The sequence below is a fragment of the Psychrobacter sp. GW64-MNA-CIBAN-0177 genome (assembly GCF_040309585.1).
In the GTDB taxonomy this organism is placed as follows: domain Bacteria; phylum Pseudomonadota; class Gammaproteobacteria; order Pseudomonadales; family Moraxellaceae; genus Psychrobacter; species Psychrobacter okhotskensis.
Window position 1 is genome coordinate 1 of the sequence record NZ_JBEOOY010000510.1, and the last position, 247, is coordinate 247.

Sequence of the window (247 nt, forward strand, 5' to 3'; positions counted from 1 at the left end):
TCCTTGCGGAACGACAGCAGGAAGTGGTCGTCATGCTGCGCGAGCGTGACGGGGCTCTTCAGGTTCGCGACGGCGACGGCGAGCACGCTGCACGCGAGGCCGAGCGCGATGCCGAACAGCAGGTCGACCGCCAGCACGCCGACGATCGTCGCGGCGAACGGCACGAACGCGGCCGGCCCCTGTTTCATCACCGAGCGAAACAGCGCCGGCTTCGCCAGCTTGAAGCCCGTGTGGATCAGGATCGCGG

The 247-nt window shown here is 68.4% G+C and carries 1 pseudogene; it reads right to left on the minus strand.

Annotation, left to right across the window (positions count from 1 at the left end):
• Window positions 1–247: pseudogene (locus tag AAEY79_RS16025) on the minus strand (sulfate permease); the annotation flags it as partial.